At 68.4% G+C, this 23,463-nt stretch carries 28 protein-coding genes, 1 tRNA gene and 1 other RNA gene; 18 read left to right on the top strand and 12 right to left on the bottom strand.

Annotated elements, in window-relative coordinates:
- Positions 1-114: 114 nt before the first annotated feature.
- Complete coding sequence (locus tag AB0L53_RS08640) at positions 115-1,377, top strand: helix-turn-helix domain-containing protein (protein WP_363992182.1); 1,263 nt, start codon at positions 115-117, stop codon at positions 1,375-1,377.
- 34 nt (positions 1,378-1,411) lie between these two features.
- On the opposite strand, the gene AB0L53_RS08635 is transcribed toward AB0L53_RS08640, so the two are convergent.
- Positions 1,412-3,997, bottom strand: coding sequence for a DNA polymerase III subunit gamma and tau (locus AB0L53_RS08635; RefSeq protein WP_363992181.1), 2,586 nt, complete (start codon positions 3,995-3,997; stop codon positions 1,412-1,414).
- A gap of 31 nt (positions 3,998-4,028) precedes the next feature.
- An RNA gene (gene ffs / locus AB0L53_RS08630) (signal recognition particle sRNA small type) lies at positions 4,029-4,124 on the bottom strand.
- Positions 4,125-4,229: 105 nt separating this feature from the next.
- Here ffs and AB0L53_RS08625 point away from each other — a divergent pair.
- The 3 genes from AB0L53_RS08625 to infA all read left to right on the top strand — a co-directional run bounded on the left by AB0L53_RS08625 (position 4,230) and on the right by infA (position 5,919).
- Positions 4,230-4,317: transfer RNA gene (locus tag AB0L53_RS08625), tRNA-Ser, on the top strand.
- 472 nt (positions 4,318-4,789) lie between these two features.
- Complete coding sequence (locus AB0L53_RS08620; protein WP_363992179.1) at positions 4,790-5,560, top strand: GNAT family N-acetyltransferase; 771 nt, start codon at positions 4,790-4,792, stop codon at positions 5,558-5,560.
- Between the two features lie 137 nt (positions 5,561-5,697).
- The gene (gene infA, locus AB0L53_RS08615) at positions 5,698-5,919 is read left to right on the top strand and encodes a translation initiation factor IF-1 (protein WP_225302243.1); all 222 of its coding nucleotides are present in this window, start codon (positions 5,698-5,700) and stop codon (positions 5,917-5,919) included.
- Between the two features lie 118 nt (positions 5,920-6,037).
- Here the strand turns inward: infA and AB0L53_RS08610 are convergent, their stop codons facing one another.
- The 5 genes from AB0L53_RS08610 to AB0L53_RS08590 form a co-directional block, all read right to left on the bottom strand.
- Entirely contained in the window at positions 6,038-6,790 is a 753-nt protein-coding gene (locus tag AB0L53_RS08610; protein ID WP_363992177.1) for a methyltransferase domain-containing protein, read from the bottom strand.
- Positions 6,783-7,142 carry a metalloregulator ArsR/SmtB family transcription factor gene (locus tag AB0L53_RS08605; RefSeq protein WP_363992175.1) on the bottom strand — a complete coding sequence of 120 codons (360 nt, stop codon included), beginning with the start codon at positions 7,140-7,142 and terminating at the stop codon, positions 6,783-6,785. Before AB0L53_RS08605 ends, AB0L53_RS08610 begins: the two co-directional genes overlap by 8 nt.
- Before the next feature lie 125 nt (positions 7,143-7,267).
- The gene (locus AB0L53_RS08600) at positions 7,268-7,696 is read right to left on the bottom strand and encodes an arsenate reductase ArsC (protein WP_363992173.1); all 429 of its coding nucleotides are present in this window, start codon (positions 7,694-7,696) and stop codon (positions 7,268-7,270) included.
- Positions 7,697-7,706: 10 nt separating this feature from the next.
- Positions 7,707-8,432 carry an MIP/aquaporin family protein gene (locus AB0L53_RS08595; RefSeq protein WP_363992172.1) on the bottom strand — a complete coding sequence of 242 codons (726 nt, stop codon included), beginning with the start codon at positions 8,430-8,432 and terminating at the stop codon, positions 7,707-7,709.
- Positions 8,429-8,812, bottom strand: a complete 384-nt coding sequence (locus AB0L53_RS08590) for a metalloregulator ArsR/SmtB family transcription factor (RefSeq protein WP_363992171.1) — start codon at positions 8,810-8,812, stop codon at positions 8,429-8,431. The genes AB0L53_RS08595 and AB0L53_RS08590 overlap by 4 nt, the downstream gene beginning before the upstream one ends.
- A gap of 83 nt (positions 8,813-8,895) precedes the next feature.
- Here AB0L53_RS08590 and AB0L53_RS08585 point away from each other — a divergent pair, with 83 nt between their 5' ends.
- Positions 8,896-9,354 (top strand): ArsI/CadI family heavy metal resistance metalloenzyme, encoded by a 459-nt coding sequence (locus AB0L53_RS08585; RefSeq protein ID WP_363992169.1) that lies wholly within the window; start codon positions 8,896-8,898, stop codon positions 9,352-9,354.
- On the opposite strand, the gene AB0L53_RS08580 is transcribed toward AB0L53_RS08585, so the two are convergent.
- Complete coding sequence (locus AB0L53_RS08580; RefSeq protein WP_363992168.1) at positions 9,329-10,225, bottom strand: helix-turn-helix domain-containing protein; 897 nt, start codon at positions 10,223-10,225, stop codon at positions 9,329-9,331. The genes AB0L53_RS08585 and AB0L53_RS08580 overlap by 26 nt on opposite strands.
- A 76-nt stretch (positions 10,226-10,301) precedes the next feature.
- On the opposite strand from AB0L53_RS08580, the gene AB0L53_RS08575 reads away from it, so the two are divergent.
- Positions 10,302-11,123: an alpha/beta hydrolase gene (locus AB0L53_RS08575; RefSeq protein WP_363992166.1), complete on the top strand. Its 822-nt coding sequence runs from the start codon at positions 10,302-10,304 to the stop codon at positions 11,121-11,123.
- Here the strand turns inward: AB0L53_RS08575 and AB0L53_RS08570 are convergent, their stop codons facing one another.
- Positions 11,124-12,056: a LysR family transcriptional regulator gene (locus tag AB0L53_RS08570; protein WP_363992164.1), complete on the bottom strand. Its 933-nt coding sequence runs from the start codon at positions 12,054-12,056 to the stop codon at positions 11,124-11,126.
- 132 nt (positions 12,057-12,188) lie between these two features.
- On the opposite strand from AB0L53_RS08570, the gene AB0L53_RS08565 reads away from it, so the two are divergent.
- The 9 genes from AB0L53_RS08565 (at position 12,189) to AB0L53_RS08525 (ending at position 19,262) form a co-directional block, all read left to right on the top strand.
- Positions 12,189-13,445, top strand: a complete 1,257-nt coding sequence (locus tag AB0L53_RS08565; protein WP_363992162.1) for an MFS transporter — start codon at positions 12,189-12,191, stop codon at positions 13,443-13,445.
- A 153-nt stretch (positions 13,446-13,598) separates the two neighbouring features.
- Positions 13,599-14,120 carry a hypothetical protein gene (locus AB0L53_RS08560; RefSeq protein ID WP_363992160.1) on the top strand — a complete coding sequence of 174 codons (522 nt, stop codon included), beginning with the start codon at positions 13,599-13,601 and terminating at the stop codon, positions 14,118-14,120.
- Positions 14,121-14,530: 410 nt separating this feature from the next.
- Positions 14,531-14,764: a DUF6289 family protein gene (locus AB0L53_RS08555; protein ID WP_363992159.1), complete on the top strand. Its 234-nt coding sequence runs from the start codon at positions 14,531-14,533 to the stop codon at positions 14,762-14,764.
- Positions 14,765-14,999: 235 nt separating this feature from the next.
- The gene (locus AB0L53_RS08550; RefSeq protein ID WP_363992157.1) at positions 15,000-15,245 is read left to right on the top strand and encodes a DUF6289 family protein; all 246 of its coding nucleotides are present in this window, start codon (positions 15,000-15,002) and stop codon (positions 15,243-15,245) included.
- Positions 15,246-15,382: 137 nt separating this feature from the next.
- Positions 15,383-16,126, top strand: coding sequence for an SDR family oxidoreductase (locus tag AB0L53_RS08545; RefSeq protein WP_363992155.1), 744 nt, complete (start codon positions 15,383-15,385; stop codon positions 16,124-16,126).
- A gap of 92 nt (positions 16,127-16,218) precedes the next feature.
- The gene (gene sigJ, locus AB0L53_RS08540; RefSeq protein ID WP_363992153.1) at positions 16,219-17,181 is read left to right on the top strand and encodes an RNA polymerase sigma factor SigJ; all 963 of its coding nucleotides are present in this window, start codon (positions 16,219-16,221) and stop codon (positions 17,179-17,181) included.
- 250 nt (positions 17,182-17,431) lie between these two features.
- On the top strand, positions 17,432-17,884 hold the full coding sequence (locus AB0L53_RS08535; RefSeq protein WP_357937936.1) for a hypothetical protein: 453 nt from the start codon (positions 17,432-17,434) through the stop codon (positions 17,882-17,884).
- A 10-nt stretch (positions 17,885-17,894) separates the two neighbouring features.
- Entirely contained in the window at positions 17,895-18,494 is a 600-nt protein-coding gene (locus tag AB0L53_RS08530; RefSeq protein ID WP_363992151.1) for a cell wall protein, read from the top strand.
- A 9-nt stretch (positions 18,495-18,503) separates the two neighbouring features.
- Positions 18,504-19,262 carry a MauE/DoxX family redox-associated membrane protein gene (locus tag AB0L53_RS08525; RefSeq protein ID WP_363992150.1) on the top strand — a complete coding sequence of 253 codons (759 nt, stop codon included), beginning with the start codon at positions 18,504-18,506 and terminating at the stop codon, positions 19,260-19,262.
- Here the strand turns inward: AB0L53_RS08525 and AB0L53_RS08520 are convergent, their stop codons facing one another.
- From AB0L53_RS08520 to AB0L53_RS08510, 3 genes are all read right to left on the bottom strand, one after another.
- Positions 19,263-20,162 carry a CU044_5270 family protein gene (locus tag AB0L53_RS08520; RefSeq protein WP_363992148.1) on the bottom strand — a complete coding sequence of 300 codons (900 nt, stop codon included), beginning with the start codon at positions 20,160-20,162 and terminating at the stop codon, positions 19,263-19,265.
- Positions 20,159-20,782 carry an RNA polymerase sigma factor gene (locus AB0L53_RS08515; protein ID WP_363992146.1) on the bottom strand — a complete coding sequence of 208 codons (624 nt, stop codon included), beginning with the start codon at positions 20,780-20,782 and terminating at the stop codon, positions 20,159-20,161. The genes AB0L53_RS08520 and AB0L53_RS08515 overlap by 4 nt, the downstream gene beginning before the upstream one ends.
- A 125-nt stretch (positions 20,783-20,907) precedes the next feature.
- Positions 20,908-21,549 carry a LysE family translocator gene (locus tag AB0L53_RS08510; protein ID WP_363992144.1) on the bottom strand — a complete coding sequence of 214 codons (642 nt, stop codon included), beginning with the start codon at positions 21,547-21,549 and terminating at the stop codon, positions 20,908-20,910.
- 142 nt (positions 21,550-21,691) lie between these two features.
- On the opposite strand from AB0L53_RS08510, the gene AB0L53_RS08505 reads away from it, so the two are divergent.
- The 3 genes from AB0L53_RS08505 to AB0L53_RS08495 are packed head-to-tail and all read left to right on the top strand — an operon-like array spanning position 21,692 to position 23,379.
- Positions 21,692-22,534 carry a neutral zinc metallopeptidase gene (locus AB0L53_RS08505; protein WP_363992142.1) on the top strand — a complete coding sequence of 281 codons (843 nt, stop codon included), beginning with the start codon at positions 21,692-21,694 and terminating at the stop codon, positions 22,532-22,534.
- 48 nt (positions 22,535-22,582) lie between these two features.
- Complete coding sequence (locus AB0L53_RS08500; RefSeq protein ID WP_357937951.1) at positions 22,583-22,879, top strand: type II toxin-antitoxin system VapB family antitoxin; 297 nt, start codon at positions 22,583-22,585, stop codon at positions 22,877-22,879.
- Between the two features lie 50 nt (positions 22,880-22,929).
- A complete protein-coding gene (locus AB0L53_RS08495) occupies positions 22,930-23,379 on the top strand; it encodes a VOC family protein (RefSeq protein ID WP_363992141.1) in 450 nt (149 codons plus the stop codon).
- The last annotated feature ends 84 nt before the right edge of the window (positions 23,380-23,463 follow it).

Below are 23,463 nucleotides of genomic sequence, written 5' to 3'. Positions count from 1 at the left end.
CAAGCGCGAAGCGGATGCTCACCGTAAGGGGTTGACTACTTGGAGTGGCCCATGTGTCACACACATCCGGAAGCGCACTCTCGCGGGGCGCGCGCGGCGGCGGTTATGGAGGAGGTGTCGGAGGGACTGTACGGGATGGTCACCACAGGGCTGCGCGTCGACCGGGAGACCCCGAACGAGATCGGAAACACCCACGACCTCCGCGATGTGCACCCGTTGCAGCCGCTGCTCCCCTTACTCGCCCAGTCACTCGCCCACATGGCCGGCGAATCTGCCCACATGATGGTGGTGACGGACGCCGACGGCAGGGTTCTGTGGCGCGACGGCAACCCTGAAATCCTGCGCATCGCCCACGAACCCCACCGAACCGATCCCTGTACCGACAGACCCCTCATGCGCGTGCCGCACGTACAGTCACGCAGCGCCGCCCCGATCATCGACCCCGACACCGACCGGGTGCTCGGCTGCGTCGACATCAGCGGCACCGCGCGCTCCCCGCACCCGGCCACGGTCGCGCTGGTCTGCGCCATGGCCAAGCTCGCCGAGACCCAGCTCGCCCTGCGCATGCACGAACGCGATGAACGCCTGCGCCGCCGCTACGAGGCGCTGGGCGGCCACCCGGGCATCCTGCTCTCCCCGACAGGACGCGTACTCTCCGGAGACCCGCTGGGCACGCTCGGCGAACGGCTCCCGCTGCCCGCCCCCGGCGAGCGCATGGTCCTCCGGGACGGCCGTTTCGTCCTCCTCGAAACCTTCTCCGACGGCTACCTCCTGCGCGCCGCACCCCCTGCGTCCGCCCCAGCGCCCGTCCCCACCCGCCTCCGCCTGCACGGCTTCCTCGGCGAAGGCTCGCCGACTGCCCTGGTGGGCGAGCACCGCCTGCCACTCTCCCTCCGGCACGCCGAGATCCTCGCCCTCCTGGCCCTGCACCCCGGCGGCCTCAGCGCCGAACAGCTCTCTTTCCATCTGTACGGCGACGACGGCAATCCGGTGACGATCCGGGTCGAGATCCACCGCCTCCGCGCCGAGCTCGGCAACACGATCGGCGCCCGGCCGTACCGTCTGACCTCACCCATAGAGGCCGACTTCCTGGAGCTCCGGGGCCTGCTGGCGAGCTCGGACCCCGCCTCACTGGCCCGCGTCTACACCGGCCCCCTGCTGCCGCGCTCGGAGTCGCCGGAGATCCGCCGCGAACGGGACGAATTCGAGGTCCAGGTACGTACGTGCCTGCTGCTACGCGGCTCACCCGATGATTTGTGGGCGTACGCGCAGACCTCCGGTGGACGGGAGGACTTCGAGATCCTGCAACGCCTCGCGACCACCCTCCCCGCGACTGACCACCGCGCCGCCGCCGCCCGAGCCCGCCTACGCGCCTGAGACCGCCGGTTCACCGCATACCCGAGGCGGGGTCTCAGAGTTCGCCGATCACCTGGGCGCCGAGCTCGCTCTGGAGGAGGGCCATGCCAGAGCGCGCGTCCACGTCCGCGTCGGCGTCGTTCAGCGGGTCGACCTCGTCGGCCTCCGGGCCCTTCCGGCGGTTGGGGACGACCTCGGGCCAGGCGGCGGAGCTTGCCTGCTGCCTGGAGGCGGGGGCCCTGGGACCCGCCTGGGCGGCTGCCTTCGCGGCCGACCTCGCGGCGGCCAGTCCCGTCCCGGGCGAGCCATTGCCCGCGCCCACGCTCACGGCTTGTCCCGCGCCCTGAGGCCGGACACCGGTAGTCGAGTCGGTGGGGTCCGGGGTGGGTGGAGAGCCGGGACTCGGATCGTCAGGTGCGTCCGGCCAGGACTCGTCCGTCGTCGGGCGGCCACCGTTCTGGGAGGCGTGGTCGGCTGGTCCGGGTGGTTGGCCCGCCTCCTGAGAACCGGAGCCGTCGTCCGACGAGCCATGCGAATGAGCGCGGCCGTGCCCCGACTGAGCACCGCTCTGCGGGGCTGTCGCAGACCCCGGCTGGTCGTACCGGGAAACGCCCGACTGCGACGGATCCGCTTGCGAACCCGCGTGCGAGCCTTGGTGCGGTCCTGTGTGGGAGCCCGGCTGCGGACCCGTGTGCGGACCGGACTGAGGCCCCGGCCGCGGTCCCCCAGAGCCCTGGGGGACCGGGGAGTTGCCCACGACCGCCTCAACCCGCCAGGTGCCGCCGAACACATCGCCCAGCGCGCTGGCCACCACGGCATCCTTGCCGCCACCTGTGAAGTTCTTCATCGCGCCGACCTGGCCGAAGCCGAGCGTGAGCAGGTTGCCCTCGATGCCCACCACCTGGGCATTGGTGCTCACATTGGCCCAGACGACGATGCTGCGCCGCTTGAGCGCGGCCAACACGGCGGGCCACTGCTGCTGGACCGCCCCAGCACCACCACCAACTGGAGCCGCACCCTGGTGGGACGACGCCCCCTGCCCCTGGGACGCCTGCCCATGAGGCGCTTGCCCGTGGGACGCCTGGCCTTGGGCCGACGGGCCCTGAGGCGCGGCCGCGTGCGACGTCGGCCCGTGGGACCCGGCACCGGGCGTCGACGCAGCCTGGGATCCGGCGGGTGACTGCGCGGGCCGCCCGGGGCGAGCCGGCTCCGGCCAGTCATCGGCGCTGCCCCCCTGGGACCCCGCGCTCGCGGACACACCACCCGCGGAACCACCCACCGCCGAACTGTCGGCCTGCGCGCCCCCACCAGCATGAGCGCCGTCCCCAGCCTGCGGAACACCGCTGGCGTACCCAGCACCACCCGCAGGCGCGGGCCCACCGACCTGCGCAGCACCACCACCATGCAGAGGAGCACCACCGACAGGCGTGGCCTGGGCAGGCATGGCCTGGGCAGGCATGGCCCGGGCCGCCATCTGGGCGACGGCGCCGCCCCGTTCGAGGCGTTCGAGGCGGGCGAGCAGGGCGTCCTCACCCTGCGACGCGCCGGGCAGCAGGACGCGAGCGCACATCAACTCAAGCAGGAGCCGCGGCGAGGTCGCGCCGCGCATCTCGGTGAGGCCGGCGTTGAAGATCTCGGCGGCCCGCGTGAGCTCGGCCGGCCCCATGGAGCCGGCCTGCTGGACGAGGCGCTCCAGCTCGTCGGCCGGACGATCGAGCAGGCCGCTGCTGGCGGCCTCGGGGACGTTCGCCAGGATCACCAGGTCGCGGAAGCGTTCGAGCAGGTCGGAGGCGAACCGGCGCGGATCGTGGCCGCCCTCGATCACCCGGCTGACGGTGTGGAAGACCTGCGCCCCATCACGGGAGGCGAACGCCTGGACGACCTCGTCGAGCAGGTCACCATCGGTGTAGCCGAGCAGCGAGACGGCCTTGGCGTAGGTGATGCCGTCGTCCTCGGCCCCGGCGAGCAGTTGGTCGAGGATGGACAGCGAGTCACGCGCGGATCCGGCTCCCGCGCGTACGACGAGCGGCAGGGCGGTCGGCTCGAACGGCACGTTCTCCGCGACCAGAATCTCTTCGAGCAGCGCGCGCAGCGTCGCCGGCGGCATCAGTCGGAAGGGATAGTGGTGGGTCCGCGACTTGATGGTCCCGATGACCTTTTCCGGCTCGGTGGTCGCGAAAATGAACTTCAGGTGCGGCGGAGGCTCCTCGACGAGCTTGAGCAGCGCGTTGAAACCCTCGCGGGTCACCATGTGCGCCTCGTCGATGATGTAGATCTTGTAGCGCGCGGAGACGGGCGCGAAGAAGGCCCGCTCGCGCAGGTCACGCGCGTCGTCCACGCCACCGTGGGAGGCGGCGTCGATCTCGATGACGTCGAGGTGACCCGGACCGGTGGGGGCGAGCGCGACACACGACTCGCAGACGCCGCACGGGTCGGGGGTGGGGCCCTTCTCACAGTTGAGCGAACGCGCCAGGATGCGGGCGCTGGAGGTCTTGCCGCAGCCGCGCGGCCCGCTGAAGAGGTAGGCGTGGTTGATACGGCCCGTGCGCAGCGCCTGTCGGAGCGGATCTGTGACGTGCTCCTGACCCTTGACCTCGGCGAAGGTCCCGGGTCGGTACCTGCGATAAAGCGCAAGGCTCATGCGACCATCCCGCCTGCGAGGGGGCTCTCAACGAAGAGACCCCCCGCACACCCGCCAGAGCCCGCTTATCCTTGCTGCCTTCCGGCCCTGGGGAGGTTCACAGGATGACGCCGCGCGAGGGGTCCTTGGACAGTCTAGCCACATCCAGCAGTGCTCGCTGCAGCCAAATCGTGGTCTCGCCGGACGTAAATCATGGTCTTGTCACGTACGGGAGTCCGGTAAGCTACTCGGCGGAGGATTCGCCTAGTGGCCGAGGGCGCACGCTTGGAAAGCGTGTAAAGGGCAACCTTTCGGGGGTTCAAATCCCCCATCCTCCGCCAGCCCAGAAGGGGTGTGCCGTCACGACGGCACACCCCTTCTGGCTTTCCAGTCTCAGTTGGCGTCATCGCGGCGCCTCAGACGTGTCACAAACGGGGTCAATCAAGGCCCGCCGTCGCGTGTTCGCCCTGCCGCCGTCACTCATCGTGCCCCGCCCCCGGCCCCGCCGCCGCGTGAGTTCAGCCGTACGGTGCCGGGCGCCTGGACCTTGGGAGAGCCGTGCGACTCGCGGCTGATGAGCGCCTTGGCGGCCCGCCGAGTCGGTCGGCGGAAAATGGTTGTACGGGATCGCGTGCGGGTTGATAGCGTGCGGGAACCGTGACAGGCCGCAAGGAGGTGAGACCCATGAACGCTGTATCGATGTGGGTGCTCCCCCTCGTCATCACGGTTGGGCGATTGACGTAGGTGTCGCCGGGAGTGCCTCGACAAGGCAATCCCGAAAGGCAACAACCTATGAACAGTTTTACTTCAGACATGGGCGAGCATCCCGTAGTGGTCGCGCGGCTCGCGGAGCGGCAATGGCACGCTGTGGCGGACGACCGAGTCGTCGGCCGCGGCGACACTTCGCGCAGACCTGACGGACGGATCTTCGTCAGCATCGACGCGTGGCACGGCGCGGTCTTCGACCAACTCGCCGAAGCCATGCTGGCGGACCTGCCGAAGCCGCTGTACACGCTGGTCGACGAAACCGACCTCGACTTGACGTCCCAATGGGAACGAGCCGGCTTCACGACCAGACGCCGCGAGTGGGAGTACCTCGTACCCACCGACCCGCAGGTCACGGGACTCGGCTCAGCGCCACCACCGTCGGACGTGACGATCGTGGGCGTCGGCGAGGCCCAGGAGGGCCCTCTGCGCGAGCTGGACCGCGTGATCCGCGACGAGGTCGAAGCCACCGTCGGATGGCAGGAGATGCCGGCCGAGGTATTGCCCCTCCCGGAGGGCGTTACTGTGCTGGACCCGTCGAAGTACGCGGTGGCCGCACAATCGGATGGATATGTGGGGCTGCTCCGGGTGGCGCCGGTCATCCGGCAGCCACGGATCGGGCTGATCGCAGTCCGGTTCGACCAGCGCCGCCGCGGCATCGCCCGGGCGCTGCTCGCCCATGTGCTGGGTTCGCTGCACCGCCGCGGGATCGAAACGGCATCGGCCGAGGTGAACGAATCCAACGGGGCGGCCATGGCGCTCTTCGAGGGCGTAGGCGCCCGACGTGCGAGCAGCAACCTGGAGCTGGTAATCCGCTGACGCCCCACCCATCGCCGGGCGAGATGGCCGGGTCACGGCCGCCGTCCGCGACAACCGCGCCTGCCGAGGCGCCCCGATCACGGTTGCGGCAACAGAATCCGTTTCCGCACCGACCTCACAGCCACTCCGGAGAAATCATGGCAAGAAAAGCAGGCGGCATCGAAGTGGAGGGCACCGTCGTCGAGTGCCTACGCAACGCCACCTTCAAGGTAGAGCTCGAGAACGGCCACAAGGTGCTGGCGCACATCAGCGGGAAGATACGGAAGAACTACATCAAGATCTTGCCGTATGACCGGGTGCTCGTGGAGCTCAGCCCCTACGACCTCACCCGCGGCCGAATCCTCTACCGATACAGGTAACGACGGGCCCCAGTGTTACAGCCAGATCTTGCGCTGCAGTTCGCCGCGCGCTGAGCGCGGAAGAGCGGCTGTGACACTCCGGGGCAGCGTCCCCGGTATCGCAGAGCACCCGCTCGTGTCAGCCGTCGTTCGGCTTGAGAGCCTGGACGATGGCGGAGTGGAGTCCGCCGCCCGTGTCGTCGGTGAGCGTGACGCGGACGCTGGTGAAGCCCACGTCTCGTAGTAGTCGCTCGTACTCGCGGGCGGTGAGGGTGCCGTTGGCGCAACCGATGTGCTGTTCGGCGGCGATGCGCTGGTCGCGGTTCAAGTCGTCGTCGGCGATCACGTCACTGATGCCCAGGCGCCCCCCGGGTACCAGGACGCGGAAGGCTTCGGCCAGCACTGCGGGCTTGTCGGTGGAGAGGTTGACGACGCAGTTGGAGATGACGACGTCAACAGCGGCCGCGGGCAGCGGGATGTCCTCGATGTGACCGTGCAGGAACTCGACGTTCTTCGCTTCGGCCTGTTCGGCGTTGGTGCGGGCCAGGGCGAGCATGTCGGGGCTGGCGTCCAGGCCGTAGGCGCGGCCGGTGGGGCCGACGCGGCGGGCGGACAGCAGTACGTCCAGGCCGCCGCCGGAGCCGAGGTCCAGCACCGTTTCGCCAGGGCGAAGGTCGGCGACGGCGAGCGGGTTGCCACAGCCGAGGCTGGCGCGCAAGGCTGCCTCTGGCATCTCAGGTGCGTCGCCGTCGGTGTAGGCGGCGGAGCCGAAACAACCGACGGTGAAGGGGCCGGTCTCGCAGTCCAGCGGTGTGCCGCCGGACACGGCCAGCTGGGCCAGCCCGGAGTAGCGCTGGACGGTGGCCTCACGCCTGTCGGTGGGTTCACTCATCGGTATCTCCTGACGCGGGCGTACAGGTGGGCGGCTTGGGAGCGGGACGGCCCATGACGAGATCGGCTGCGCTGGGAAAGTACTCCACGCACACGGTGTTGATCCGGTAGAAGGCCGCGGTGCCGACACGTTCGACCAGCACGAACCGGACCTCGGACAGAATCCTGAGGTGTGCCGAGACGGTGGACTGGCCCACATCGACGGCCTCGACGATCTCGCCCACGCTCATCGGCCTGCCACTCCGGGCCAGCAGCGAGACGATCTGCACGCGGGTGGCGTCCGCCAGGGCTTTGAACCAGGAGGCGTACTCGGCGGCGGTAGGCCGGTCGAGCGGCCCCTTCTCTGCATTCATCGTTAATCGACGATAGACGATGAAGACTGGTCGCGGAAGCCGCAGATGGCGACATTCCATGCAGGTATGAGAGCGGTGAGGCGATCAGTGCCCGCAGCAGAGCCAGGCCGACGCCACGGGGACGCTCACCTGGTCGCTGTGTCCGCGGGAGCGGAGGTCAGGTCAGCGATCAGCGCGCGCACGCGAGCCTCGATCGCGTCCCGGATCGGACGTACGGCTTCGACACCTTGCCCAGCCGGGTCGTCCAGCACCCAGTCCTCGTACCGCTTGCCGGGAAAGATCGGGCAGGCGTCGCCGCAACCCATGGTGATCACGACGTCGCTGGCCTGGACGGCATCGACCGTGAGCACCTTGGGGATCTCGGCGGAGATGTCGATGCCACGCTCTGCCATCGCCTCCACCACGGCCGGGTTCACCTCATCGGCGGGCGCGGAACCGGCCGAACGCACGCGTACCCGGTCGCCGGCCAGGTGGGTCAGGAAGGCGGCGGCCATCTGGGAGCGGCCGGCGTTGTGCACGCACACGAACAACACCTGCGGCAGCACGTCGGGCACGGGTTTTCTCCTATCGGGGCTGATCGGCGGCGGCTTGGTAGGTGGAACCGGAGACGGGTCGCGGGCTGTTCGGGTAGAGCAGAACCAGCAGCAGACCGCCCAGTGCGGCACCGGCCAGTTGGGCGGCGACGAAACCGGGCACGGAAGCGGGGGCGATCCCGGCGAAGGTGTCGGTGAACGCTCGCCCCAGGGTGACGGCGGGGTTGGCGAAGCTCGTACTGCTGGTGAACCAGTAGGCGGCGCCGATGTAGCCACCGACCGCGACCGGTGCCAGCGCGGCGCGGCCTTGCCGGGTCAGGGCGAAGATGACCACGATGAGCCCGGCGGTGGCCACCACCTCACCCAGCAGCAGGTGAGGCGCAGACCGGTCACGAGCCGAGATCTGAACGGCCGGGAGCGCGAACATGGCGTTCGCCAGGACGGCCCCGGCGATGGCGCCTGCGACCTGGGCGGGAACGTAGGCCGCCACCTCCCGGCCGCGTACCGATGGAGCAGCGTCGCGTCGCGTGAGTACCCAAGCCGCCACAGAGACGACCGGATTGAAGTGCGCGCCGGACACGGGTCCGAGGATCACGATGAGCACGGCCAGGCCCGCTGCTGTGGCCAGACTGTTGGCCAGCAGCTGCACGCCGACGTCACGCGACAGATCAGCCGCCATGATGCCGGAGCCGACCACCACCGCCACCAGGGCGGCGGTGCCGGCGAACTCGGCCAGTGCCCGGCGCGCCAGGTTCACCGCGCGTCCGCGACAAGCGTCTCGGGCAGGGCCAGTACGCCGGTCAGGCGCTTGAGCGTGGACGGGACGATCCAGTAGTAGACCCAGGTGCCGCGCCGCTCGCTGTCGATGAGGCCGGCCTCGCGCAGCACCTTGAGATGGTGCGAGATCGTCGGCGCGGTGACCGTGAAGACCTCCGTCAGCTCGCACACGCACACCCCGCCGCCGACCTGGCGCCCACTTTCGTGGGCACCGATCAGGGACAGCAGCCGCAACCGGATCGGGTCGCCGAGCGCCTTGAACACGCGGGCCGTCTCGGCGGCCTCGTCTTCGGTGATCGGCTCGGCGATCAGTGGTGTGCAGCACTCGGAGGCGAGCACCGGCAGCTCCTGCTTCGACATATATCTAATTTGACAGATTTCTAAGCAGGAGCGCAAACTCGAGGCTGCTTAGACATCCGTCGAAACAACGATCGGAGATCGTCATGTCTCGCGTCCAGCTCGCCCTCCGCGTCGCCGACCTGGAGAGCTCGATCACCTTCTACTCCAAGCTGTTCGGCACCGAACCGGCCAAGCTCCGTCCCGGCTACGCCAACTTCGCCATCGCCGAGCCACCGCTCAAGCTGGTGCTGATTGAAGGCGAGGAGGGAGAGGCGACTCGCATGGACCACCTCGGCGTCGAGGTCGAGGACACCGCCCAGGTCGACGCCGCCACCCGGCGGCTCAAGGACGCCGGACTGGCCACCTTCGAGGAGAACGACACTTCCTGCTGCTACGCCCTCCAGGACAAGGTGTGGGTGCACGGCCCGGGGGCCGAGCCATGGGAGGTGTACGTGGTCAAGGGCGACGCCGACACCCTGACCAAGGAACCCGACTCAGCCTGCTGCTCCCCAGCCACCACATCGGGCGACGAACCGGTCACCGCCTTGGAGAACTGCTGCTGAGCGCGATCGATCTCGCTGTCGTCTGTGGGTTGGCGAGTGAGTGGCTGGGCCAGGCGATGTCGTCAACCGCCAGAAACGGCTCGTCCGCCACGGTCGCGGGGGTCACTCCCGTGAACGCCACAACATCCCGATGCAGGTGGGACTGGTCCGTATAGCCGGCGTCGGCCGCGACTCGGGCCGCGCCTTCACCCGCGACCAGCCGATGGGCGGCATGGTCGAACCGGACCAGCTTCACGGCGCGCTTGGGCGGCAGGCCGAGCTGCGAGCGAAACCGGGACCAAAGACGCTTACGGCTCCAACCGACCTCTGCCGCCAGCCCGTCGACCCGGACCAGGCCGCGGCCGCCGACGATCCGGTCCCAGGCCCAGGCCACCTCCGGGTCCACCGGCGGCGCCCCCGTCTCGTAACGGCGGGCCAGCAGCGCGTCCATCAACGCGAAGCGATCCTCCCACGACGAGACATCGCCCAGTCGCTCCCGGATCCGTGACGCCTCCCGGCCCCACAGGTCGTCGAGGGCCACCACGGCGCCGTCGAGTTCGGCGGGGGAAGCGCCCAGGATCGCGCCGGCGATCACCGGGGACAGGCGCACCTGTACGCACTCGACGTTCTCCCCCCGCGCCCAGACCGCGCCCCCGGACCCGATCCCGGGCCCGGCGACGACGCTTCCCAGCTGCTGCCGCCCGGCGGCGTCGTTCAGGATGGGCGAACCGGCGCCGAAGTCCAGCAGCAGCGTCACGGCCGGGTGCGGGACCATCCGCAGCGCGTCCAGATCACGGACCCGGAACCCGGCCATGGTGACACCGGCCACCCGGCTGGGCCGCCGCGGGGATGCGACCTCCCACACAGCCGCACCGTGGACGAATGTCCGCACCGTCCCATGCTACGCACGCCAGGGAGAGGAACATTTGTCCAATCCGCCGGCGCGTACCGGCGGCGACAGTGGCCTTATGACCATTTCTGACGGCGTGAAGGGCCACGCCGAGACCGTGTCCCTGGACGACGACGACATCTACGTGTGCCAGGACGGGCCCGACGACGCCCCCGTGCTCCTGCTCATCCACGGATCCGCGTCCTCGACCCGCTCATGGGACACGCTGGTTCCGATGCTGACCACGTCCCATCGCGTCATCCGCATCGACCTGCTCGGCCACGGCCGGTCAGCCAAACCGGCCGACCGCAGCTACGCGACCCCGGAGCAAGGACGCCGGGTGGGCGCGGCACTGGACCGGCTCGGCGTCGAGCATGCCCTCGTCGTCGGCCATTCCAGCGGCGGCGCGGTCGCCACCGCCCTCGCCGAACAGCGGCCCGACCTGGTGACCGCGCTCGCGCTCATCAACACCGGGCCCAGCCTGGGCGCCTTCATCGCGTCGGAGTCCGCCGCGATCGCGCCCTCGCAGTGGCCGCCGACCGACAAGCAGCTCCGCCAGTTCGCGAGCACCGGTTTCAGCCGCGCGGGCTACCAGATCCCCCAAGAGCTGCTGAACGAGGTGCGCGCGATGACGTACCACACGCTCACCGCGACGATGCAGGGCATCCGCGAGTATCTGGAACAGCAGGCGCTCCCGGACCGGCTGACGCCGCTCGGCAAGCCGCTGCTGGTGATCTTCGGCGAGGACGACCGGAGATGGCGATCCTCATCCGCCGCCGATTACCGCGCCGTTCCGGGCGCGACAGTCGAGTTGCTGCCCGGACTCGGGCACTCACCCATGCTCGAGGATCCGCCGCGAACCGCCGCACTCCTCCTGGCGTTCACCGCGCGAGCGAGCTGATCACTGTCCCCATTTGGGCAACCAGACCTCGGTGTCGGGTACGTCCACTCGCCTGGAGTCGAGGTAGTCGCGGAGTTCGACGAGCGCGGGATGCGGGTTGTCGTCGCGCCAGATCAGTGACATCGGGTAGAGCGGTGCCGGGTCACGTACCGGTATGCGCCGCAGGTCGTAGCTGTCCGGCCACAGATACCGCGAGCCTTCGCCGACAAGGGTCGCCAGTTCCGCGGAGTCCGCGATCTCGGCCAGCAGCGCCTCGATTCCGAAGCTGGGCCCGACCATGTCGATAGTGAGACCGAACGCGGCGGCCAGTTCGTCGTAATAGCCGGCCCATTCGGTTTCTGGGGCCATGCCGGGCATCCAGATTCGGTGCCCGGCAAGTTGCGCGGGCGTGACAGCGTGAGCTTTGGCGAGCGCGTGGCGGGGTCCGACGAGTAGTTGGTGCGGCTCGTCGATCACTCGGGCAGTCTTGATCGGGTCTGGCAGATGCCGCGCGGGAACCGCGACGGCGTGGAGCGTGGCGTCGATCGTCCCAGCCTCGACAGCGGCGATCGCGGCCTCGACGTCGCCCTTCAAGGTCACGACATCAAGCTCGATCTCGGGATGCGTACGGTAGAAGTCCTGCAGCAGCACCCCGGCCGCGACCCGCCGGTTGACGACGTCGACGCGTAGCGCACGCCGACCAGGACGTACGGACGCGTCGGCCCGCTCCTCCACCCGGAGGAGTTCACGGGCGTGGGGCAGGAACGCCTGGCCGTCGACAGTGAGCTGGGCTCCGCGCGCCGTACGGGTGAACAGGCGCACACCAAGGTCTTTCTCCAGCGTGGCGACGCGCTTGGAGACGGCCTGCTGGGTGATCGACAGCTCTGCGGCCGCTTCCTGGAACTGGCCTGCGTCCGCGACGGCGACGAAGGTGCGTACGGCGTTGAGATCCACGCACCACACGCTACTGCCACAACAAATGGTTGTGACTTGCCACCAGTCCCGTTGTTTGATCCGCCTTCTCGGCCTTGCTTTGATCGGAGCGGTCAGCGGCAAGTTGTTCGGAGCGGGGAGATGCGGAGCTTCGTGGCTAGACGATCCTTGGGCCGGCGGTTCGGGTGGCTGTGGGCGGCGTACGCGGTCAGCGCCTACGGCTCCGGCTTGGGATTCGGGGCATTACCCCTGATAGCCGTGCTGGTATTGCATGCCAGCCCCGCCCAGGTGTCCGCACTGTCCGCTGTGGGGCCGGCGGTGGGCGCGCTGATCGCGTTGCCGCTCGGACCGTGGGTGGAGTTTCGGCGCAAGCGGCCGATCATGATCGCGATGGACCTGGCCCGGTTCGCGGCCATGATGACGATCCCGGTCGCCTACGCTTTCAACCAGCTCAGTTTCGTACAGCTGCTGGTTGTTTCGGCGGTGACAGCTGCGGCCAAGATCGCCTTCAACGCGGCCAGCGGCTCCTACCTCAGAGCCCTCGTACGGCCGGATGATCTGCTCGTGGCCAACGCGCGGTTCGAGTCGACGACGTGGAGCTCGATCGCGGTCGGGCCGCCGCTGGGCGGGGCGGCGATCGGCCTGTTCGGGCCGGTGACCACCGTGGTGGCCGATGCGCTCAGCTACCTGCTGTCCGCGCTGGGGATCAGCGCCATTCGCGGTCGAGAAGAACCCCCGCGACGCACGGACAAGAGCCGGGCCCGGGCCGGCGAGCTGCTCGACGGCTTTCGGCACATCCTGCGCCATCCCGGCCTGCGGGCGCTCTATCTCAACAACCTGCTCGTCAGCGGACTGATCATGGCCACCGAGCCGCTACTGGGCGTGCTCCTGCTCCGCGAGCTCGGGTTCTCCCCCTGGGAGTACGGCCTCGCCTTCGCCGCCCCCTGCGTCGGCGGACTCATCGGCTCACGCCTTGCCCGCCGCGTCGTGGCGCGGTACGGCCAACACCGGATCCTCCGTACGGTCGGCACGCTGCGCGCGGTCTGGCTGATCGGCCTGGCCTTCGTCCGTCCCGGCGTCGCCGGCCTCGCGATCGTGATGGCCGTCGAGCTCGCCATCATCATCAGCATGAGCCTGTACAACCCGGTACTCGCCACCTACCGGCTCGAACACACTCCCCCAGACCGCACCGCCCGCACCCTGTCGGCCTGGTCGATCAGCAGCAGCGCCGCCATCGCCATCTTGAGCGCGCTCGGCGGCCTGCTCGCCGACGCCACCAGCCCACGCACGGCCATCACGATCGCGGGGGTGCTCATCCTCGCCAGCCCGCTGCTGCTCCCCCGCCGCCCGGGCCCAAGTCACGGCGAAGCCGGCGCCGGTCTCTCTGCGCCCACGAAGCTGTCGGCGTAATACACCGCCAGGAAAGATGTAGATGAGAGCGAGAAACATCGTCGGATGCGCTTCCCTTCCATCTTGAGAAGCGACGGACGAGGGCGGTAATCCCCTACGCTGTGATCCAATCACCACTTTACGATCAGGTCCGAGTGGTGAAGGATATGTCGGGTGATCATCCCATCCCGTTCTTCCGCCGGCGCCGTCGCGCTCTTATCCGTGCCCCTTTTCCTCAACGGATCAGCGGTCAACGCGGACACGTCTGAAGCGACATCTCCCCCAGCGAAGACCACGACCGTCCCGGTCCCCGTCGCAGTCAAAGAACCTCACATCTCACTGACGGGCGGGATCGGCGGAGGCAGTGGCAAAGGCGGCTTCGAAATCTCCATACAGTTCGGCAACGCCGGCAAGGAGTCCGTGACCATCGTCGGGATTGGGCGCAGCGGGCCAGGAATGCAGCTGCTCAACCCCCAACGACGAGGGCCGTATGTGATTCTCCCTGGTGAGAGCATTGCCCTCCAACTCAAATATCGCGTGACAAACTGCAAGATCGTCCCCCGTGGGACGTGGCCGATACCACTCCGCGTACTCCGGCCGAAGGGCGAGGAAACCATTTATCCCGATCCCTCCTTCGCGGGCAAGGAGGATCAGTGGTACCAGGAATTCGTTAAGAGCATCTGCGGTTCGAGATAGTCCGGTGCCTCGCTGATCGACGCCGGTTCGACCGACTCGAACGCCTGACGCGTCCGTCCTCCACGTCAGCCTGCTCTCCAGCCTCGCAGAGCAGGCCAGACCGCAGCCGGCGACCTTACTCCATCCGTAAATCAAAAAACCTGCGTCCGAATTATCTGGTCAGCGCAGATGCGGCGGCATGAACAGCGGACATGACGCCAGGTGAGCACGTCGATACGCGCCATCAATGCGTCCGATAATAACAACACGTCATGGCACGGGACGCGAATGCACCTGTCGTTCTACAGATCGTCATCCATGTCTGTAAGTGTTGCGTTTCCTTCGGACGGGACGGATCATTTCGATCATGGGTTGTGTCGCCGCCCAGGGGGGTGAGTCCCACACCGTTTCGTGCTCAGGAAGGACGATTCATGATCCGTCGCGCACTGGTCGCAGCAGCCCTGGCCACCACTGCCCTCGTCGCCCTCCCCGCCGGCCCCGCGCAGGCCTCAGCCTGCCCGGTCAACTACCTCTGCATCACCACCTACTACTCCGACGCCGCCCACACCACCGAGATCGGACTGAGAGAGGAACTCTGCGACGGCACCCTGTATGTCTGGGGTGTGCGCAGCAACTACTCGGACTACTATCGAGGCCCCTGCTGAGCGGAACGTGAAACGCCGGGCAGTTCTTTTCCAGCGATCCCGCCGAGACTCCGCCTTCGTGCTGACGAAGGACCATTCATGATCCGTCGCGCCTCATCGCCCTAGCCTGGCCACCACCGCCCTCGTCGCCCTCCCGACCGGTCCCGTGCAGGCCAGGGCGTCGCGGACCTATGAGCCGTTTCCCGGCGACTCTGCCGGGTCCCATCCGCTTTCCCGCAATCAGGAAGGACGATTCATGATCCGTCGCGTACTCGGCATTGCGACCTTGGCCGCCGCCGCCCTCGCTGTCATACCGACCACCGCACAAGCCGGCACGCTGGGTTTCCGCTGCCCGGCCGGCTATGAGTGCAACACGGCGTACTACTCCGACTCCGCGTACACCAACTTGGTCGGAGTCAAGACGGAATTCTGCGACGGTGAGGTCTCGAGCTGGGGCAGCGTCACCCGCTACAGCGAATGGACCAAGAGCCCCTGCGGCTGAGCGATGACCTCCGGCGGGGTCGCGCACCGGCGGCTCCGCCGGATTTTCGTCCCGGCGAAGAGACGCCGGCACCAGCCCACGTTGTGAGCTCGCTCACAACATGTCACAACGAGCAGGGCATTGTCGTCATAGAGGCCATGACAAACTCGGAACAGACCTCGGTATTGATCACTGGAGCCAACAAGGGACTCGGCCTCGAGGCGGCCCGGCGGCTCGGTGAACAGGGTTGGACGATCTTTCTCGGCTCGCGTGATGAAGGCCGCGGGCGGGCAGCCGCCGACAAGCTCACCGACGGTGGCGCGAACGTCGTCATGGTCCCGCTGGACGTGACCTCAGACGAGTCGGTCACCGCAGCCGTGCGGCTCGTCCGGGAGCACACCGATCGGCTGGATGTGCTGATCAACAACGCCGGCGCGCCAGGAAGGGCCATCGCGCCGGCCGACGCGACGGTCGACGAGATTCACTCCGTCTACGACACCAACGTGTACGGACCGATCAGGGTCACGCAGGCGTTCCTGCCCTTGCTGCGGGCGGCCGATCATCCGCGGGTGGTGATGGTGTCCAGCGGCGGTGGTTCCTTCGCGGTCGTGACCGATCCGGAGCAGCCCGTCTCGAAAATGCACGAGCTCGCCTACAGCTCGTCGAAAGCGGCGCTGAACATGATCACCGTCCGGTACGCCCAGGCGCTCCCGGAGATCAAATTCAACATCGCCACTCCCGGAGAAGTCATCAATCGCAAATTCGCCGCCACCGACATGAACCATCACACCGGGCAGCTGACGGTCACCGAGGGCACCGACTCGATCGTGAGACTCGCGACGATCGACGCCGACGGGCCGACCGGCATCTTCATCGATCGTCTCGGCCCCATCGCCTGGTGACCGCCGCGCAACCGTGATCGACGGCCCTCGGATAACCTGCTGGACGTCGTGCGGAGGTGTCCACGTAGGAGAAGGCCAAGGAAATGAGCCGAGTGCCTGGATCCGCGGATGAGACGGGCGCGGTCGCGTACCGGCCGCTGCTGTTCTCCATCGCCTACGGGATGACCGGGTCGGTGGGCGACGCCGAGGACATCGTGCAGGACGCGTTCCTCGGCCTGACTCGGGCGCGCCAGGCCGGAACCACGATCGCCGACCTGAAGGCGTACCTGACGACGACAGTGACGCGCCTGGGCATCGACTACCTGCGGTCGGCGCGGGTGCGGCGGGAGACGTACGTGGGCGACTGGCTGCCCGAGCCGGTCGTCGTGACCGCCGATGGGCCGGGGCCGGTCGAGCACGTCGAGCTGGCCGACTCGCTGTCGATGGCGTTCCTGGTGCTGCTGGAGTCCCTTTCGCCGGTGGAGCGGGCGGTGTTCATGCTGCGCGAGGTGTTCGGGTACGGCTATCCGGACGTGGCCAAGGTGACCGGCAAGACCGAGGTGAACTGCCGGCAGATCTTCACCCGCGCCAGGCAGCGCATCGCCGCAGGGAGGCGGGGGCGCGACAGCGCGCCGTCCCCGGCGTCGCGCGACAGCGTGCCGCCTCCGGCGCGGCGGGCGGAAGGCGAGAAGCTCGCCCGCAGGTTCTTCGAGGCCGCAGCGGGCGGCGACATGGACGCGCTGCTCGGCATGCTCGCGCCCGACGTCGTGTTCATCGGGGACGGTGGCGGCAAGGCGCAGGCGATCGGCAAGCCCGCGACCGAGCCCCGGCGCGTCGCGCAGCTGCTCGTCGGCGGGTTCCGCCGGGTCCAGATGCTCGGCGTCTCCTTCCGGCCGGCCTGGGTCAACGACCGGCCCGGCGCTGTGATGTACGACGCCGAAGGGCGCGTGGCCAGCGTGGTCGAACTCGACATCGCCGACGGTGTGGTCCAGGCGATCCACTCGGTGGCCAATCCCGACAAGCTCGGCCATCTCGGACCGGTATCTGACGTGGCGCGACTGCCGGAGAAGAACTGATCTCGCGTCCGAGCGAGTGGCGAGCGCCGTAGATCCCGGCCAGCCCCGTAGATCCCGGCCAGCCCCGTAGATCCCGGCCAGCGCCGTAGATCCGGGCGAGTCGCAAGCGCGGTGGAACGAGGCGGACTGGGCGCGTCGGGACAAATTGGGCATTGACGAAATATTCTTACATGTTTTGATGGATCAAGTCGGAAAGTTTCACCGCCTCATCGGGGGACCCCCTGCAGAGCCCACCCCAAGGAGGACGCGCATGGTGCGCCGCCAGCCCACTGACCCCCCACCCATCGACTTATACGCCTCCGTCCAAGGAGAGGTCTCCTGGTTCTGCTGCGGCACAGCCTGGGGACCGTGCAGCACCACCGGCAAGGGAGCCTGCGGCACCTGCAACTCGGGCAGCCTCCAGCACGCCTGGCCCAACACCTCCGACGCCTGCTTGGCCATCACCCACCCCGACACCTGCGGTGTCAGCCTCTCCCGGCGGACCTGCGGGTTCCAGCACAAGATCACGGCGCTGTGCAGCGGTACCAGCGTCGTCACCGCCATCGCCGACTGCGGCCCCCAGACGGACCTGTTCTGCGGTGAGAAGAGCTGCTGCGGCGCGACCTGCGCCAGCAACCGCCTGATCGACCTCACCCCGGCCGCCTACAGCAAGATCGCCAGCCTCTCCGCCGGCCTGAGGCCCTGCGAGATCTCGACCCCCTAGGGAGCTGACGATGACCAGTAGACGGCAAATGCTCAAGTCCGCCCTGCTCGGCGGCGGGGCCAGCGTGGTCGCCGCGACCGCGCTCGGCTCGCTCGGCCCCGAGGCGGCGTTCGCCACGGTCAGGGCGCCCGAAGTGGAGCCCGGCACCGTCGACCCCAACTTCGCCGAGGGCCGGATCCGCTCCATCAAGGACAACACGCTCCTCGTCCTGGGCTCGAACATGGTCTTCCACAACATCCGGGTCGTGGACGGCACGAGCCTCTGGAAGCTGGGACCCGTCCCCTTCGACCAGGCCAAGCCGGGTGACGGCCTGTACGCCCGAGGTGTGCGGATGCCCGACGGGGTGCTCGCCGCCGAGTCGGTGTGGCTCAACATCGTCAACATCAAGGGCCACATCAAGAACATCACCAGCGACAAGATCCACCTCGACCACAACGGCCAAGAGGTCCTCTGCCACGTCGTGTCGGGCAAGTCGGTCGCCGTCCACTCCGAGTCACCGCCGTCCGCGGACCTGTCGATGCTGCGGGTGAGCCAGCACGTGCAGATCCTCGGCGCGTGGCGACCGGACACCAACGAGGTCGACATCGCCACCGTCTTCTCCCCCCACTAGGAGCGACACATGCAAGGGATCGCCGCGCTTCAGCCGTACGTGATCGCCCTCTTCCTCGTCTGGGCGGCCCTGATGAAACTGTTCAGTCGTCGAATGCGGGCGGAAGCCGGACGGACCGCACTGGCCCGGCTGGTCGGCTCGGCGCGCGCGGTCCCCACGCTCCGCCTCGTCGGGGTGGTGGAGCTCGCGGTGGCGGCCGCGCTGCTGCTGCCGCCCACCACCCCTGAGGAGGGCGCGGCCGCCGCCGTGCTCTCGGCGGGGTTCCTCGCCTATCTCGCCTATGCGTACGCGGCCGCGCCCACGTCGTCGTGCGGCTGCCTGGGCGCGCACTCCCATCCCGTGGACTTGCGTGCCTTCGCCCGCGCAGGGCTGCTGTGCGTCGCGGGCGTCGCGGCGATCTGGGCAGGGCCGTACCCGCTGGATCCCCCGCTCGTCACGCTGGGCCTGGTGGAAGTCGTCGCCCTGCTGGGCCTCTCGGCGGAGCTGGACCGTTTCTGGCTGAGCCCGCTGCGCCAGCTCCTCGTACGGCTCCGCCGCCCGCTTGCCGTACGCTCACCGGCGGAGATCCCGCTGGAGGTCTCGCTGCACCTGCTCTACCTCAGCCCCGCGTACTGCTCGGCGTCCGCGCAGCTCACCTCGGACGTTCAGGACGTGTGGGACGAGGACGGCCTGCGGTTCGTGGTGTACGGGGCGCGCGAGCGGACGGCCGTCTTCTCCATCCCCCTTGCCGGAGCCGACCCGTCGGCCGTCCGCGTCGCGCTCACCTGATCAGGGCGTCTGGCCGGGCTGATCGACGATCCCCGAGCCCAGTACGGACATGGAGCGGGTCTCGCCGTCCTGCTCGACCTTGATGCCCATGTAGTGGTAGTCCGCCGGGTCGAGGATGTACGTGCCCTTGCCCGCCTCGCCCAGGTCCAGGATGACGCCTATCCCCTTGCGACCGTCACCGTCCGAGATGTTCTCCTGGACGGTGACGTTCGGGATCTTCGCCAGGGCCCGGTACATCGCCGCCGCCTTCTCCGGCGGGATCATCGGCCCGAACTTCAGATACCACCCGATCGCCCCGAAGGCGTTAACGTCCGGGAGCGAGCCTTCGGGGCAGGCGGGCTGGCAGATGGACATCGGATACCGCTCCTCCTTGAGTCCGCGGAAGTGCGCCAGCAGCTCGTCGGCATCGACGGGCAGAGCCTCCAGTTCCTGTGCGGTCTTGCCCGGGTTCGTCGGGCCCTTCTCTCCGTTTCCGATCTTCAGCTTGCCCTTGACCCGTACGGCGTCCTTCGCCCCGTCCATCCGGCTCCAGTGCTCGAAGTCCGGGAGGTTGCCACCCATGTGCTGTGACTCTTTGAGGTAAAACCACTGGCCGGAGCGGATCTCGACGGCCTTGGTACGCGCGGCGACAAGCGCCGCGTTCTCCAGCAACCCGATCGGGTCGGGCTGCCGCACCTTGACCGGCTGCTCGGCGCCGCCGAGTTGGGTCATGGTCACCGCGGCGGCGGCCACACCACAGGCGACCAGGGCAAGACCCCAGCGCGGGCGGAGCGCCGGCCGCTTGCCAGGCGCCGGGGAGCGGCCCTGGATCACGGCGAGCAGCCGCTGCTCCTCGGCTCGCACATCGGGCCGTCGCGGAACCTCGTCGCGCAACTCGTTGAGGAGTTCGAGCTCGTTCATCGGTTCATTCCTTCGTTCGCGTCGGTTGGGTCGATGCCACCGAGCACCCGCCGTAGTTTGCTTCGAGCCCGATTCACCCGCGAACGCACCGTTCCCACCGGAACGCCCAGCGCCTGAGCAGCCTGCTCGTACGTGAGCTCCGCCCACGTCACCAGCAGCAACGTGTCGCGGTGCCCCCGGGGGAGCCCGGCCAAGGCGCCCGCCAGGCGGCGTCGCACGCCGTCGGCGGCCACCCGCTGGTCGACCTCGTCCGTGAACGATTCGGTCACCGAGTCCGCCCCCGTGCGGCTCAGCGCCCGATACAGGCTGATCTCGTGACGCCGGTGGCGCCCGATGAGGTTCGTGGCGATGCCGTACAGCCATGGCCGCGCGTCGGCGCGCGTCAGGTCGTACTTCTCCCGGTGCTGGAACGCCCGCGCGAATGTCTCCGCCACGATGTCCTCGGCCGGATCCGAGCCCAGCCGCCTGATGACGTAGCGCTTCAGCGCCGGGGCGTGACGGGTGAACAGCGTGGTGAAGTGTTCGGGCTCATGCCGGGATCGGGCGATCACCGCGGCATCGTCGGCCGTCTCCACGGCCTCGGGCCAGGGCGGTCTGCCCGTCCGGCTCTCGTGTCGCATCTCGTGCCTCTCGGGTGTCTGTCATGACACGAGTAATTGCCACCAGGAGGCCACGCGGTTCCCGAAATATCGCCCACCGAGCCAAGCCGCGCGGCTGAAGCGGACAGGCTTGAGGCGACGGGCGCCTATGCCGGTGCCAGGGCCTTGGAGCGATCGGCGATGAGGTGGACGGCGATGGCGGCGAGCACGGTGCCCATGAGGTACCGCTGGATCCGCAGCCAGAGCGGGCGGCCCGCCAGGAAGGCGGCCAGCGTGCCCGCCGACACCGCGATCAGGGCGTTGACCAGGGTGCCGATGAGGATCTGGACCGAGCCGAGCGCGAGGCTCTGCAGCAGCACGTGCCCCATGGCCGGGTCGATGAACTGCGGAAGCAGCGAGAGGTACAGGATCGCGATCTTCGGGTTCAGCAGGCAGGTGAGCAGGCCCATGGCGAAGAGCTTGCGCGGCGGCTCGATCGCCAGCTCGCGCGGCTCGAAGGCGGAGGTGCCGCCGGGCTTGACGGCGTTCCAGGCCAGCCAGAGCAGGTAGGCGGCGCCGGCGAGCTTGAGCACGGTGTAGGCGGCGGGTACGTACGCGAAGATCGCCGTCAGGCCCAGGCAGGTGGCCGTCAGATAGACGGTGAACCCGAGCGCCACCCCGATGAGGGAGATCAGGCCGGCCCGGCGGCCCTGGGTGATGGAGCGCGACACCAGATAGATCATGTTCGGCCCGGGAGTGAGCACCATGCCCAGCGACACCAACGCGATTCCCAGCAGACCACCCGTCATATGGGCAGATTAGCGGACATTGCGCCCGGCCAACTGTGAATACTCTGCGTAAGCGCACGGGTATGAGAGGTTCACCGGTGGCATCTATACGCCCCTTTCGGGAAGCTGTCATCCGAGCAGCACCCGAGAAGGGACCTCAGCGATGGACTTCAGGGACGACGCCAACCTCGATTCCTCACAGGTGGAGGACGTTGGCGGTAGTGGAGGGGGCGGTGGCGGTGGCGGGTTCCCGGGCGGCATGGTCATCGGTGGCGGCGGAATCGTCAGCCTGATCGTGCTCGTCATAGTCTTCGTCCTGAACAACCTGAGCGGCGGAATTGACCAGCCGGCGCAGCAGCGGCAGCCGTCCTCGAACCTGTCGCAGCAGTGCCGTACCGGCAAGGACGCCGACCAGTCGGAGAAATGCCGGGTCGTCGGCGTGGTCAACAGCATCCAGGACTACTGGAAGACCCAGATTTCCGACTATCGCCCGGCGAAGACCGTCCTGTACTCCGGCAGCCTGCGCACCGCCTGCGGCGCGGCCAGTTCGGCGGTCGGCCCCTTCTACTGCCCCGGCGACCAGCGCGTTTACCTGGACCTGAGCTTCTTCGACCAGTTGCAAAGCCAATTTGGCGCAAAAGGCGGCCCATTCGCACAGGCCTATGTAATCGCCCACGAGTACGGGCATCACGCCCAGGACCTCCTAGGCGAGCTCTCCCAAGGCAACTCGGTGGCGACGGAGTTGCAGGCCGACTGCTACGCGGGTGTGTGGGCCAAGCACGCCGTCGATACCGGCTTCTACGAAAAGCCGTTCACCACCGCGGAGATGGCCGAGGCGCTCGACGCGGCGGCTGCTGTCGGCGACGACCGGATCCAGCAGCGTACGCAGGGCAGGATCGACCCGGAGTCGTTCACGCACGGCAGCTCCGAGCAACGCGTCAACGCCCTGAATCGCGGTTACAAGATCGGCGACCCGGCCAAATGCGCGCAGGCCGATCTTGTATAACGGCGGCGTAGAACACGAGTAATCGGATTCTCTCCTAAAATCGTTGGGGTGATCTTTAAGCTCGTCGGTGACGGCCGTCCTTATCCCGACCATGGTCTGACGCCCAGAGAGTGGGCGCAGATCCCCCCACGGCAGGTCCGGCTCGACTCGTTGATCACCACGAAGGCCATGCTGGACCTGCATTCCCTGCTCGCCGCCGACTCCACGTTCTACGGCGACCTCTTCCCGCACGTGGTGCAGTGGGAGGGCGAGCTCTACCTGGAGGACGGGTTGCACCGGGCGCTCCGGGCGGCCCTGCACCAGCGCTCGATCCTGCACGCCCGAGTCCTGGAGATGCCCCGCTGAGGGTCCTGGGCTGAAGAAGAATTGTCGGCCCCCTACGGCAGGATGCCTCCATGGTCTCTTTTCAACTGGTGATCGACTGCGCCGCCCCCGGACGGCTGGCGCGCTTCTGGGCTGACGGCTTGCGTTATGAGCTGGAGGAGCCGCCAGGCCACTTCGACACCTGGCGAGCCTACTGGCAGAGCATCGGCGTGCCGGAAGAGGAGCTCCCCGACGGAGACTGCTCCGACAGCATCGTCGATCCGGAGGGCGGGGGCCCGCGGATCTGGTTCCAGCAGGTGCCTGAGGGCAAGGTAGTTAAAAACCGCTTCCACCTCGACATCAAGGTGGGCGGCAAGCGGGAGGAGGTCCCGCTGGCGATCCGCAGAGAGCGCGTGGACGCCGAGGTGACGCGGCTGGTCCGCGCGGGCGCCTCCGTCGTACGCGTGCTCGCCGAGCCCGGCGTGGACCACTACGCGGTGGCGATGGCGGACCCGGAGGGCAACGAGTTCGACGTCGTCTGAGGGGGTCGGCTGAGGGGCCGTCCGAGGAGGTCGTCTCAGAGGGTCATCTGAGAGGCGGTCCGGCTCAGAGGTCGGCTGAGAGTT

The sequence above is a fragment of the Nonomuraea sp. NPDC052129 genome (assembly GCF_040680095.1).
Lineage (GTDB): Bacteria > Actinomycetota > Actinomycetes > Streptosporangiales > Streptosporangiaceae > Nonomuraea.
The sequence above is the reverse complement of the archived record's forward strand: the minus strand, read 5'-3'. Positions and strand labels throughout refer to the sequence as shown.